The organism is Pseudomonas sp. TMB3-21 (assembly GCF_054898145.1).
In genome coordinates this window covers 1,342,522-1,355,147 of sequence record NZ_CM142718.1, presented here as the reverse complement: position 1 = coordinate 1,355,147, position 12,626 = coordinate 1,342,522, and the positions used below count along the sequence as shown (strand labels likewise).

Annotated in this window: 9 protein-coding genes and 1 pseudogene; 5 read left to right on the top strand and 5 right to left on the bottom strand. The window is 58.1% G+C overall.

Annotation, left to right across the window (positions count from 1 at the left end):
* Positions 1–404 precede the first annotated feature (404 nt).
* Positions 405–1,307: an Hsp33 family molecular chaperone HslO gene (hslO, locus tag ACYZTS_RS06260; protein ID WP_461994774.1), complete on the top strand. Its 903-nt coding sequence runs from the start codon at positions 405–407 to the stop codon at positions 1,305–1,307.
* Between the two features lie 182 nt (positions 1,308–1,489).
* Positions 1,490–3,031, top strand: a complete 1,542-nt coding sequence (locus ACYZTS_RS06255; protein ID WP_028621010.1) for a phosphoenolpyruvate carboxykinase — start codon at positions 1,490–1,492, stop codon at positions 3,029–3,031.
* 60 nt (positions 3,032–3,091) lie between these two features.
* On the opposite strand, the gene ACYZTS_RS06250 is transcribed toward ACYZTS_RS06255, so the two are convergent.
* Together ACYZTS_RS06250 and ACYZTS_RS06245 are read right to left on the bottom strand one after the other, a co-directional pair.
* The gene (locus ACYZTS_RS06250; protein WP_028621009.1) at positions 3,092–3,946 is read right to left on the bottom strand and encodes a DMT family transporter; all 855 of its coding nucleotides are present in this window, start codon (positions 3,944–3,946) and stop codon (positions 3,092–3,094) included.
* Between the two features lie 139 nt (positions 3,947–4,085).
* A complete protein-coding gene (locus ACYZTS_RS06245) occupies positions 4,086–4,358 on the bottom strand; it encodes a hypothetical protein (protein ID WP_461994772.1) in 273 nt (90 codons plus the stop codon).
* A 377-nt stretch (positions 4,359–4,735) separates the two neighbouring features.
* On the opposite strand from ACYZTS_RS06245, the pseudogene ACYZTS_RS06240 reads away from it, so the two are divergent.
* The 3 genes and pseudogenes from ACYZTS_RS06240 to ACYZTS_RS06230 all read left to right on the top strand — a co-directional run bounded on the left by ACYZTS_RS06240 (position 4,736) and on the right by ACYZTS_RS06230 (position 8,594).
* Positions 4,736–6,670, top strand: a pseudogene (locus ACYZTS_RS06240) (RecQ family ATP-dependent DNA helicase).
* Between the two features lie 170 nt (positions 6,671–6,840).
* Positions 6,841–8,082 (top strand): 3-hydroxyacyl-CoA dehydrogenase, encoded by a 1,242-nt coding sequence (locus tag ACYZTS_RS06235; protein WP_461994770.1) that lies wholly within the window; start codon positions 6,841–6,843, stop codon positions 8,080–8,082.
* Positions 8,083–8,162: 80 nt separating this feature from the next.
* On the top strand, positions 8,163–8,594 hold the full coding sequence (locus tag ACYZTS_RS06230) for an acyl-CoA thioesterase (protein WP_461994768.1): 432 nt from the start codon (positions 8,163–8,165) through the stop codon (positions 8,592–8,594).
* 65 nt (positions 8,595–8,659) lie between these two features.
* On the opposite strand, the gene ACYZTS_RS06225 is transcribed toward ACYZTS_RS06230, so the two are convergent.
* From ACYZTS_RS06225 to fdhD, 3 genes are all read right to left on the bottom strand, one after another.
* Complete coding sequence (locus tag ACYZTS_RS06225) at positions 8,660–9,142, bottom strand: glycine zipper domain-containing protein (protein WP_028621004.1); 483 nt, start codon at positions 9,140–9,142, stop codon at positions 8,660–8,662.
* A gap of 265 nt (positions 9,143–9,407) precedes the next feature.
* Entirely contained in the window at positions 9,408–11,756 is a 2,349-nt protein-coding gene (locus tag ACYZTS_RS06220) for an FdhF/YdeP family oxidoreductase (RefSeq protein ID WP_461994766.1), read from the bottom strand.
* Positions 11,753–12,586 carry a formate dehydrogenase accessory sulfurtransferase FdhD gene (gene fdhD, locus ACYZTS_RS06215; protein WP_461994764.1) on the bottom strand — a complete coding sequence of 278 codons (834 nt, stop codon included), beginning with the start codon at positions 12,584–12,586 and terminating at the stop codon, positions 11,753–11,755. The genes ACYZTS_RS06220 and fdhD overlap by 4 nt, the downstream gene beginning before the upstream one ends.
* Positions 12,587–12,626 lie beyond the last annotated feature (40 nt).

Genomic DNA, 12,626 nt, shown 5'->3' with positions numbered 1-12,626 from the left:
AGAAGGGCAGCGAAAAGATCGCAGCCTGCGGTAGCTCCTACACGAGGATGCGCACACCGTAAGAGATTCCAAAGGCTTCGAACCTCGAGGGAGCGCGGACTTGTAATTGCCCGCAACTGCAGCCATATCGGGTGAGTGCTGCGGGGCAAAGAGAGTTGGTTGAACAACCGCTCGTCGAAAACCACACACAACATCTGGCCCGTGAGCCATAACCAGACTGCCCGCAATGCCAATGCCATCGCATTACATTACGCCAACCGGCGCACGTTCCACCTTGCTTGGAACAAACCCGGATTGTTCATAAAATGCCTCCCATGGCTGAACAATGCGCACCCGGTGGTGCCGCATACGCGCAATTTCCATTGTTTGAAATCATCTTGTCATTACTTCAGATACCCAGACCTATGACCGATCTAACGGATTCCGACTACACCCAACGCTTCATCTTCGATGACAGCGACACCCGCGGCGAGCTGGTTTCGTTGGAACGCAGTTACGCCGAAGTCCTCGCCAAGCACCCGTACCCAGAGCCGGTCGCGCAATTGTTGGGCGAACTCATGGCCGCAGCATCCTTGCTGGTCGGTACGCTGAAGTTCGACGGGTTGCTGATTCTCCAGGCCCGTTCCGACGGTCCGATTCCGCTGTTGATGATCGAGTGCAGCAGTGAGCGCGAGATCCGTGGCCTCGCGCGCTATGAGGCCGATCAAATCGCCGCCGATGCGACGCTCGCCGACCTGATGCCCAACGGCGTCCTGGCGCTCACCATCGATCCGACTCAGGGCCAGCGTTACCAAGGCATCGTTGATCTGGACGGTGAGACGTTGTCCGAGTGCTTCACCAATTATTTCGTCATGTCGCAGCAAGTGGGCACGCGTTTCTGGCTGTATGCCGACGGTCGTCGCTCGCGTGGCTTGTTGTTGCAGCAACTGCCGGCCGATCGCTTGAAGGATGAAGAAGATCGCGCCGCGAGCTGGCAGCACATCACCGCACTGGGCAGCACCCTGACCGCAGATGAATTGCTCAGTCTGGACAATGAAACCGTGCTGCATCGTCTCTACCACGAAGAGCAGGTTCGCCTGTTCGATGTGCAGAAACTTCGTTTCCGCTGCAGCTGCTCGCGCGAACGATCGGCCAATGCGCTGGTCAGTTTGGGACTGGAAGATGCGCAGGACCTGGTTGTCGAGCACGGTGGCAACATCGAGATCGACTGCCAGTTCTGCAACCAGCGCTACCTGTTCGATGCCGCGGATATCGCTCAGTTGTTCGCGGGCGCAGGCGTCGACACACCGTCAGATACCCGTCACTAAAACGGTTCAGCGCAGGTAAATTCACTGGTAAGCGCCGGAATAACGCCGTTACGACGGGAGGGCCCTACTCTTTTTGGGCTTTTCTGGCATAATCCGGCCCACTTTTTGTCGCGGTAGTAGTGCACGACTTTCTACTACAAAACGTTTGGAGCACACTCGGCCACTGGCCGACGGGGAATCTCATGACGCAAGCCAATAACGCCGTGTACACCGATCTGAGTGTTGATGATCTGGTAAAAGAAGCTCTGAATCGCGGTGAAGGCGAGCTTGCCGATACCGGCGCGCTGGTTGTTCGCACCGGTCACCGCACCGGTCGCTCGCCAGTCGACCGTTTCATCGTTGAAGAGCCGAGCACTCAGGCAGCCATTGCCTGGGGCCCGATCAACCGCAAGTTCCCGGCCGACAAGTTCGATGCCTTGTGGGCTCGCGTCGAGGCGTTCAACAACGCGCAAGAGCATTTCGTTTCCCACGTGCATGTAGGTGCCTCGGAAGATCACTACCTTGCCGTCAAGATGACTACGCAGACTGCCTGGCAGAACCTGTTCGGTCGCTGCCTGTTCATCAATCCGGCCCAGTACAACCCGGCTGGCCGTGAAGAGTGGCAAGTGCTCAACGTTGCCAACTTCGAATGCGTGCCAGAGCGTGACGGCACCAACTCCGACGGTTGCGTGATCCTCAACTTCGCACAGAAGAAAGTGCTGATTGCCGGCATGCGTTACGCCGGTGAAATGAAGAAAGCCATGTTCTCGGTGCAGAACTTCCTGCTGCCGGCCGCTGACGTGCTGCCAATGCACTGCGCTGCCAACATCGGCGAAGCGGGCGATGTAACCCTGTTCTTCGGCCTGTCCGGCACCGGTAAAACCACCCTGTCCGCCGATGAAAGCCGTTACCTGATCGGTGACGACGAACACGGCTGGGGCGAAGGCGTTGTGTTCAACATCGAAGGCGGTTGCTATGCCAAATGCATCGACTTGTCGGAGAAGAACGAGCCGGTTATCTGGAAAGCCATCAAGCACGGCGCAGTCCTGGAAAACGTCGTTATCGATGACGCCAAGCACGCCGACTACGCTGATGTCAGCCTGACCCAGAACAGCCGCGCCGCCTATCCGCTGGAGCACGTTGCCAAGCGTTCCGAGAAGAACCTCGGTGGCGAGCCAAACGCGGTGATCTTCCTGACCTGCGACCTGACCGGCGTGCTGCCGCCAGTGTCGATCCTCAGCGAAGAACAGGCGGCCTACCACTTCTTGTCCGGCTACACCGCTCTGGTGGGCTCGACCGAAATGGGTTCCGGCAGCGGCATCAAATCGACCTTCTCCACCTGCTTCGGCGCACCGTTCTTCCCGCGTCCGGCCGGCGAATACGCCGAGCTGCTGATCAAGCGCATCCGCGGCTTTGGCTCCAAGGTGTACCTGGTCAATACCGGCTGGACCGGTGGTGGCTACGGCGTCGGCAAACGCTTCAACATCCCGACCACTCGCGGCGTGATCGCAGCGATTCAGAGCGGCGCGTTGATCGGCGCAGAAACCGAGCACCTCGACACCATCAATCTCGATGTGCCTTTGGCTGTACCGGGCGTTGAGACTGGCCTGTTGAACCCGCGCAACACCTGGGCCGACAAGGCCGCTTATGACGAAGCTGCGAAAGCACTGGCCGGTTTGTTTGTCGAGAACTTCAAGAAGTTCGAAGTGAGCGACGCGATCAAGGCTGCCGGGCCGAAGTTATAAGATTGGTCTGATGTGATGAAAAAGCCGCCCTCTGAGGCGGCTTTTTTCTGCGCGTCTGGTTCATGTTTTCACGTGCAGGACGAACGCGCCGACCAGCACTAACACCACGCCGAGCACCTGAATCTTCGCCAATCTTTCTTTGAAGAACACGTAGCCCAGAATTGCTGCGATGCCTCCCGAGAGTGTGCTGATCACTGTCACCACTGACACAGATCCGGCGACTGCGCCCCACGCGAACGATGAGAAGCCGCCCAGGTTCATCAGGCTTGCGCCGGTCAGCGTCATACAGTTTTTCAGCGGCGGCATCTTCAAGCCGTCCTTGATCCTCGCCACGATCAGCACCAACACGATCAGTCCGATCAAATACGCCAACCAGAGCATCGTTACCGGTCCGAGCACGGGAAGGACGAACCGGCCTTGCAGCCAGAAACTGGTGCCGTAAAACATCGCCGCTAAAAGAGCGTAAGCGATTGAGCTGCTGGCTTGAGTGGAATGTGGAATTTTCGAATCGGAATGGATACTGGAGAAAATCACTCCAATGACGCACAGGCCAATGCACATCAATTGGATCAAGCTGATCTGTTCACCACCGGCCCAGGACAACAGTGTTGTCACCACGCCGTAAGAGGTCACCAAAGGCGCAACGATGGATGCTTTGCCCAGGGCAAATGCTTTGGACAGAGCAAGCGCGCCGGAAACGGTGAGCGCGGCTGCGGCAGCGCCGATCAACCAGATGTCGAGCGGCGCAGCCATAGATTTGAGAATGAACGCCGGGAACGCGATCAACAGCAGGCTCATGATGCAGAAGCCCAGTGCCTGTCCGAAATATACCGCTCGTTTGACCCCAACCGCCCGGGCGTTCAGACCCACCAGAAAATCCGTGCCGCCCCACAACAAAGCGGCGAGCAAACCCATCATTACGTCCATGTTATGTCCTTGCTGTGTGTGCTCACTCTCCCAGAATACGCGCGACGAGCTGCGCTTTACGGGCAACCCTTGACGTGGATTCCAACGTTCGCAAAGCGGCTCCTCATTGCGCAATCATGATTTTGCTTCACGCAGTGATCTTCGGGAGGCGCTGGTGTGCGATTTCGAGCAGATCGTGGCCGTCTTGGGTAAGCAGGTAAAGCGCGCTGACGATGTTGGGAATGTCGCTTGAATCGGCTTGGTTGAAGCACAGGCAGTAAAGTGTTTCGAGCAGGTCGCTGGCGGCGCGAATGCGTTGGCGGGCGGCGTCGAGAATTTCGTGTGGGTCGGCCTCGGTGTCAATAACCAGGACAGGGGTGTCGCTGTAGCTGCTTTTGAGTGGGCGGTAGCGGTCTTGCATCTAAGTCAGTCCTGTAAGAAGTCGGGCAGGCCGACACGCTGTTTCAGCTGCGCCGGAAACTATGAGGCGAGCGACGCGTTGCGGCAATACAGCCGCAATGGACACGGTGTGTAGGCGTTTTAACGACCATCGGGTATCCGTCCTACGTGCTTCTACGGACTTTTTAGGGTGCGTCGTCACAGGTGACATTTCCTACGTGATTCTCAGGCGAATCGCGGAGGGCCTCAGCCTGTGCGCTTCAGAATAGGTAGGGGGTTTCGATCCCCTGCACCACACGCGGTATCATCCCGTATCGTTTTTACCCCTGACCTTTTCTCGACGCGCAGCGATCACCGGCTAGGCTTTGGGCTTCGCAGCGGTCAACGGAGTGACAGCTTATGCACAACACCCTGGAACAGGTTTTCGGTTATCCACAGTTTCGGCCCGGCCAGGAAGCAGCGATCAGCGCTGTGCTGGCAGGTCGCTCGGCCGCGGCGATTTTCCCGACCGGCTCGGGCAAATCGCTTTGTTATCAACTGTCGGCCTTGCTGCTGCCGCACCTGACGCTGGTGGTCTCGCCGCTGTTGGCATTGATGCAGGACCAGTTGGCGTTTCTGCAACGGCATGGCATCAGCGCGGGCAGCATCGATTCCGCGCAGAATCGTGATGACACGAGTGATGTGATGGCTCGCGCCAAGTCTGGCGAACTGAAGATTCTAATGATTTCGGTCGAGCGTCTGAAAAACGAACGTTTCCGTAATTTCCTGCAGCAAGTGAAAATCTCCCTGTTGGTCGTGGATGAGGCGCATTGCATTTCGGAATGGGGCCATAACTTTCGTCCGGACTACCTCAAACTTCCGGACTATCAGCGCCAGTTCAATATCCCTCAGGCCCTCCTGCTGACGGCCACTGCCACGCCGAACGTGATCGCCGACATGCAGGCGAAATTCGCGATTGCACCGAATGACGTGGTGACCACGGGTTTCTATCGGCCAAACCTTAACCTGTTGGTTGAGCCGGTACGCGGGCAAGACAAGCGCCAACGCCTCGTCGAGTGGATGAGTGAACGCCCGGGTCAGCCGAGCATTGTCTACGTCACGCTGCAAAAAACCGCCGAACACATCGCCGAGCATCTCGAGCGCAACGGTATTCAGGCTGAGGCCTATCACGCCGGCTTGCCTCACGAGCAACGGGAGGCTATCCAGAAACGCTTCATGGGCGGCCAGTCCAATTGCATCGTTGCCACGATCGCGTTCGGCATGGGCATCGACAAGAGCGACATCAGGAACGTGGTGCATTTCGACTTGCCCAAATCCATTGAAAACTACAGTTAGGAAATCGGCCGGGCCGGGCGTGACGGGCAGCCTTCGGATTGTCTGGTACTGGCTAACCGCGACAGTCTCAACGTGCTGGAAAACTTCGTTTATGGCGACACGCCGGAACTTGATGGCATCCGTCACGTCCTTGACGAATTGCAGGCAGCTGCGCCGCACGGCCAGTGGGAATTTCTGCTGGGGCCGCTGGCGGATCAAAGCAACATTCGTCAGTTACCGCTCAAGACATTGCTGGTTCAACTGGAACTGCGCAAAGTCATCGCGCCGCGTTACGCCTATTACGCCGAGTATCGCTTCAAATATTTGCTGGAGCCTGAGGAATTGCTTGCGCGCTTCGAAGGCGAGCGCAAGGATTTTGTGGCGGCGATCATCCAGACTTCTCCGCGTGCGCGGACATGGGCGACGGTGAATTTCGACGCGTTGTACGAGCAACACTCAGCTGAGCGAACCCGGGTGGTCAAGGCGCTGGATTACTTCCAGGAAAAGGGCTGGGTCGAGCTGGAAAGCAAGCAGATGACCGAGGTCTACAGCCTTCTGCATACGGACTTTGACAGTCAGGCGCTGAGCACCGAGCTGCGCCACTATTTTTCCAGACACGAGCACACCGAGGTCGCGCGTATTCACGCCATGCTGGCGCTTTTCGCCACCGATCACTGCCTGGGTTATCGCTTGGCCGAATACTTCGGCGATGAAAACGCACCCCGGCAATGCGGACATTGTTCGGTGTGTCACGGGAACGTAGCGCAACTCCCTTCGCCCCCCGAGCTTCCAGCGCTTGTGGATAAAAGCTTCGAAGCGTTATCCAGCGATTTTATCCACAGGCACGAGCAGCACACTGGTGATGTTCCCTCGGCGGAACGTATAACCAGGTTCTTGTGCGGCATCAGCGTGCCGTTGTTTACCAAACTCAAGGCGCGCTCGATTCCGGGGTATGCAGCGCTGGAGTCATATCCGTATGGCGAGGTCCGAACGTGGGCTGAACACCATCTCTCGGGCTAATGAGATCCTTGTAGAAACTCTGTTCCCGGCCAAGCTCTGCTCAGGTTTGCGCCTTGCTTTCAGAATGCATCCATCCGCTGAATGTCCCCCATCACAGGAATAAATTTCAAAAATGGGCGGCGGCTGACTATGGTGAGGGCTGTCTAAGGATCGCCAACAAGAGAACAATCATGAGCCAGACATCGTTCGATATTCAGCGCGCCGCCGTGATTGGCGCGGGTACCATGGGCCGTGGCATTGTCATGTGCCTGGCGAATGCCGGGGTAGCGGTGCAATGGGTCGACAATAATCCGCAGATGCTGGAGCAGGCGATTGCCAGCGTTGCCGAGACCTGCGCCCACAACGTACGCCAAGGACGGATTGATCAGGCTGAAGCGCAGTCGCGGATTGCGCGAGTAACGGCGGCTGCGGATTACGCGGCGATTCGCGATGTCGATCTGGTCATTGAAGCGGTCTACGAAAACCTCGAGCTGAAACAGAAAATCTTCCGCGAACTGGATGGCCTGCTTAAACCCGAAGCCATTTTGGCGAGCAATACCTCAGCGCTGGATATCGATGCGATCGCCGCCGTCACTCGCCGTCCCGCCCAAGTGCTTGGCCTGCACTTCTTCAGTCCGGCGCATATCATGAAGCTTCTGGAAATCGTTCGTGGCGCCCAGACATCGCCAGCAGCACTCGACGCCGCCCTGGCGTTGGGTCAGCGCATGGGCAAGGTCAGCGTGGTATCGGGCAACTGTCACGGTTTCATCGGCAATCGCATGCTGCACCCGTATGTGCTTGAAGCACGCAAGATGCTGCTCGAGGGCGCCTATCCACACCAGGTCGACGCTGCGCTGCAAGGTTTCGGCTTTGCGATGGGACCTTTCCGCATGTACGACGTGGTCGGGATCGACCTGGAATGGCGCGCCCGGGAATTATCCGGCAAAGGTCAGGATGCTCCGGAAGTACAGGTGGATAACCGGCTGTGCGAGCTGGGTCGGTTTGGCCAGAAAAGCGGCAATGGCTATTACCATTACGAGGCGGGTAGCCGTCAGGCTGAACACGATGTGGAGGTCGATGCGCTGGTGCTGAAAGTCAGTGAGGAATCAGGCTTCCAGCGTCGCGAGATCGGCCCTGAGGAGATTCTGGAGCGCTGCTTGCTGGCATTGGTCAACGAAGGCGCGAAAATTCTTCAGGAAGGAATCGCTGACTCGGCACATGACATCGATCTGGTTTACCTCAATGGTTATGGATTCCCGGCAGAAAAGGGCGGGCCTATGGCCTGGGCGGATCAGCAAGGTCTGGCAGATATTCATCAGCGGTTGTTGGCGCTTGAGACCCGGCAAGGTGATCATTGGAAGCCGGCGCGGTTGATTGGCGAGCTGGCGGCTGCAGGCAAGAAATTCGCTGATTCCGAGACGGTGTCGATGTAATAACGCCGTCGTCGGCAGGTTCGCGAAAGATCCGCCGCGGCCTGCCTTGGAATGCCATCCCACTTCAGGAACAGACATTGATGTCCAACCCCATGCCGCAACGTTCCGATTACCCGCATTTCCTGCCGGTCACCACGCGCTGGCACGACAACGATGCTTACGGCCACATCAATAACGTCACCTATTACAGTTTCTTCGACACGGCTGTGAACACTTACCTGATCGAGGTCGGTGGGCTTGATATCCATGACGGCGAAGTAGTCGGTTTTGTGGTGAGTTCAGCCTGTGATTACTTCGCCTCAATTGCCTTTCCGGATCGGATAGAGATCGGCTTGCGCGTCGGCAAGCTGGGAAACAGTTCGGTGCAGTACGAGTTGGCGGTATTCAAGGTCGGTGAGGCTGAAGCCTGCGCAGCGGGTCGCTTCGTGCATGTGTTTGTGGATCGTGCATCGAATCAGCCGGTCGCGATTCCTGCTGATTTACGAACGGCACTTGAACGCTTGGTGATTTGACCGGCAAAAAAAATCGCAGCCCGGGGGCTGCGATTTTCATTTACTCGTCAACGGGTGATCAAGACTTAATCATGACGATAGTGTTTTTTGTGCTTGCGATGCCCGTAAGCATGACCGCGGCCGGGGTGGCCATCTCGGTAGTAGCGACGATCGCCACCACGATGGGAGCGTCGATCATCGTCAGCGTCGCTTTTATTACCCATGTAGTTGCCCAGCGCGCCACCGGCGCCGCCGCCTGCTGCGGAACCGATCAGGCTGCCGGTGCTGCCGCCCAGGCTACGACCGACCACGTTACCGCCTGCTGCGCCCAGCGCACCGCCGATAGCGGCTTCGCCACGGCTGCGTTTGTCTGCGCCGACTGCGCTACCACCCGCGCCGCCCAAGGCTGCGCCAATGGTGGAGCCTGTATTGCCGCCTAACGACTGACCGACGACCGAGCCCAAAACCCCGCCCAATGCGCCGCCCACGCCTGCTTCGGTGGTGCCGCCTGCAGATGCGAAACCACTGACCAGGCCAAGGGACAACAAGAGAATCGAGGAGAACTTCATAGAGAAACCTCAAGGGGATGACGACGCGATCCTGAGGCGATCTTATGATTGTGACAATCGAAATCCGACGAGTAACACGACTTGTACACAATTCTCCAAGTTACTGTTTTAACTGGGGAACTTAAGTGTTTTTTGCCGGTCTTTAACTACTTCGGAAAGCCGTTTTTGTGAAAAAACGGCCTTTTTTGTGGGCGATAGAAAAGCATTCGAATGGTCCTGGTATCCAACCCGTAAGAGCCGCAAACAGGCCAAGCCTGCTATCGCATCAAGCCGACCTGGCCATGATCAAACCGCTTTCACTCGCCGCCTCCAGCCGAATCGCTACAAACTTCGACGTTGGCGTATGACTGCCATCCCCCGTGCTTTCCAGCGGCACCAACGGATTCACTTCCGGGTAATACGCAGCCGCCTGTCCCGCTGGAATATCAAACGCCAGCAATGTGAAGCCTTTCACCCGGCGCTCACGGCCATCGTCCCAGATTGAAACGATATCGGCCTTCTGTCCCGGTTTGAAGCCCAGGCGAATGATGTCCGCCTCGTTCACAAACAACACATCTCGCTGGCCTTTAACCCCGCGATAACGGTCGTCGAGGCCATAGATAGTGGTGTTGTACTGATCGTGGGAACGCATCGACTGCATGATCAGGTCCGGCAGAACGCCGGTGGCGCGGGTGCGTTCGTGCACCAGGTCTTCAGGCAGCATGTTGGGACGGAAATTGGCGCGACCCGACGGCGTGTTCCAGCGACGGGCGCCGGCGCTGTTGCCCAGGTAAAAACCGCCCGGGTGCTTGATCTTTTCGTTGAATTCCTTGAAGCCCGCAATGGTGTCGGCGATCAGGTCGCGGATGCGACTGTAATCGGCCACCAGCCAGTTCCAGTCCACCGGTTTGCTGCCCAGCGTCGCAGCAGCAATCCCGGCAATGATCCACGGTTCGGAGCGCATCTGGTTCGACAGCGGCTGCAACTGACCGTTTGAGGCGTGAACCATGCTGAACGAATCTTCCACGGTCACCGCTTGCGCGCCTTCGGTCTGGATATCGATATCGGTACGACCCAGGCACGGCAGGATCAGCGCTTCCTTGCCGTGGGCCAGATGACTGCGGTTGAGCTTGGTGCTGATCTGCACCGTCAGGTCGCAGTTGGTCAGCGCCTTGAATGTGCGATGACTGTCCGGAGTCGCCTGAGCGAAATTGCCACCCAGGCCGATGAACACCTTTGCGCGGCCCTCAGCCATGGCGTGGATCGCCTCGACGACGTTATGGCCATTGTCACGCGGCACCTTGAACTGGAAGCGCCGTTCAAGAGAATCAAGGAACGCCACCGGCGGACGCTCATTAATGCCCATCGTGCGGTCGCCCTGCACGTTGCTGTGGCCACGCACCGGGCACAGACCGGCACCGGGCCGACCAATGTTGCCGCGCAGCAGCATCAGGTTGGCGATTTCCTGAATGGTCGCCACTGAATGGCGGTGCTGGGTGATACCCATCGCCCAGCACATGATCACATTCTTGCCCTTGGCGTACATGCGCGCCGCTTGCTCGATCTCCACCAGCGGCAGACCGGACTGCTCGACAATCTGCTCCCATGGCGTGTCATCAATCACGCCGAGGTATTCCAGAACGTTAACGCTGTGTTCGTTGAGGAAGTCGTGATCGAACACGGCCGGCGCGCCAGTCTTCTGCGCTTCGCGCTCCCACTGCAGGAGAAACTTGGCCATACCGCGCAGCACGGCCATATCGCCGCCCAATGCCGGGCGGAAATACGCAGTGTTGGTCGGCTTGTCACCGTTGGTGAGCATTTCGATCGGGTGCTGCGGATGCTGGAAACGTTCCAGGCCACGCTCTTTCAGCGGGTTGACACACACCACTTGAGCACCGCGTTTCACCGCTTCGCGCAGCGGTTCGAGCATCCGCGGATGGTTGGTGCCAGGGTTCTGACCCCAAACGAAAATGGCATCAGCGTGTTCGAAGTCGTTAAAGGTCACCGTGCCTTTGCCGACGCCAACGCTTTGCGCCAACGCTACGCCACTGGCCTCGTGGCACATGTTCGAGCAATCAGGAAAATTATTGGTGCCGTAGGTGCGCACGAACAATTGATAGAGGTACGCGGCCTCGTTGCTGGCGCGCCCCGAGGTGTAGAACTCGGCCTGGTTCGGGCTCGACAGGCCCTGCAAATGTCTGGCGATCAAGGCGAATGCCGCTTCCCAACTGATCGGCTTGTAACGATCGGTTTCAGCGTCATAGCTCAACGGCTCGGTCAGCCGGCCCTGATATTCCAGCCAGTAGTCACTCTGTTCCAGCAAAGAACTGACGCTGTGTTTGGCAAAAAACGCACTGTCGACGCGGCGCTTGGTCGCTTCCCAATTCACCGCTTTGGCGCCGTTCTCACAGAACATCACCATGCCTTTTTCGGGAGAATCGCCCCAGGCACAACCGGGGCAGTCGAAGCCGCCGTTCTGGTTGGTCTTGAGCATGATGCGCAGGTTTTTCAGCGCGTTATCGCTGGTCAACCAGGCTTGGGCGACACTGATCAGTGCGCCCCAGCCGCCGGCCGGGCCTTTGTAGGGCTTGTAGCGGGGGACGGGTTTCTGGTCGGCTTGACGATGTTGACTCACGCTTGTTTCTCCAACGCTGGGCTGTAGACCCGCGGCGCACTTTTCTGCGGCAGGTGGATGAGATTGAGGTTGTGGCGACGGGCCCATTGCACGGCAAGGCCCGTGGGCGACGACAGGCTGACCAGGGTCTGAATACCTGCGCGCAAGACTTTCTGAATCAGTTCGAGGCTGCATCGGCTGGTGACAATCGCCAGGCCGCCGGCAGTGGGGATGTTCTGGCGAATCAGCCCGCCGATCAGCTTGTCGAGGGCGTTGTGTCGACCGATGTCTTCACGGCCAAGCAACAACTCGCCCTCGGCATTCATGAACACCGCCGCATGCACCGCGCCACAATGCTGGCCCAGTGGCTGGAACGCACCGATGCGCTGTCGCAATCCATCGAGCCATTCAGCCGGCGGCAGTGGCGAACCGGGCAGCACCTTGAGATCGGGCAATGCTTGCTCGACCGCTTCCACGCCGCACAGCCCGCAACCACTGGTGCCGGCCAGTTGCCGACGCTGTTGTTTGAGGTTCCAGAAGGCGCGATTGGCAATGGTCACTTGCGCGTATTGCGCCGAGCCTGAGCCGCTGAGCTGCAGGTCGTAGATATCGGTGGGATCTTCGATAATGCCGCTGCCGAGGCTGAAGCCGACGATGAAGTCTTCAAGATCCGTCGGTGTCACCAGCATTACAGCCTGACTGATGCCGTTATAGGCAATCGCCAACGCCACTTCTTCGGCCAGCTCGGTGCTGGCTGAATCGATGTGTTGCAGGTCGCAATAGCTGTAAGTCTGGCTGGCAGCGGGCGTTTCAAGGGCTGGCGCCGCGCAGGCAGGGCGCTTGGCGTTCATGAGGCATCACCGACGGTTTGGTCAGCTTCAAGCCTAGGCG

Bases quoted from the DNA above. Each gene is read 5' to 3' on its own strand.
- ACYZTS_RS06255 (WP_028621010.1), top strand. From the start codon at position 1,490: ATGACGCAAGCCAATAACGCCGTGTACACCGATCTGAGTGTTGATGAT.
- ACYZTS_RS06235 (WP_461994770.1), top strand. From the start codon at position 6,841: ATGAGCCAGACATCGTTCGATATTCAGCGCGCCGCCGTGATTGGCGCG.
- ACYZTS_RS06225 (WP_028621004.1), bottom strand. From the start codon at position 9,142: ATGAAGTTCTCCTCGATTCTCTTGTTGTCCCTTGGCCTGGTCAGTGGT.
- fdhD (WP_461994764.1), bottom strand. From the start codon at position 12,586: ATGAACGCCAAGCGCCCTGCCTGCGCGGCGCCAGCCCTTGAAACGCCC.
- ACYZTS_RS06245 (WP_461994772.1), bottom strand. From the start codon at position 4,358: ATGCAAGACCGCTACCGCCCACTCAAAAGCAGCTACAGCGACACCCCT.
- hslO (WP_461994774.1), top strand. From the start codon at position 405: ATGACCGATCTAACGGATTCCGACTACACCCAACGCTTCATCTTCGAT.
- ACYZTS_RS06250 (WP_028621009.1), bottom strand. From the start codon at position 3,946: ATGGGTTTGCTCGCCGCTTTGTTGTGGGGCGGCACGGATTTTCTGGTG.
- ACYZTS_RS06230 (WP_461994768.1), top strand. From the start codon at position 8,163: ATGTCCAACCCCATGCCGCAACGTTCCGATTACCCGCATTTCCTGCCG.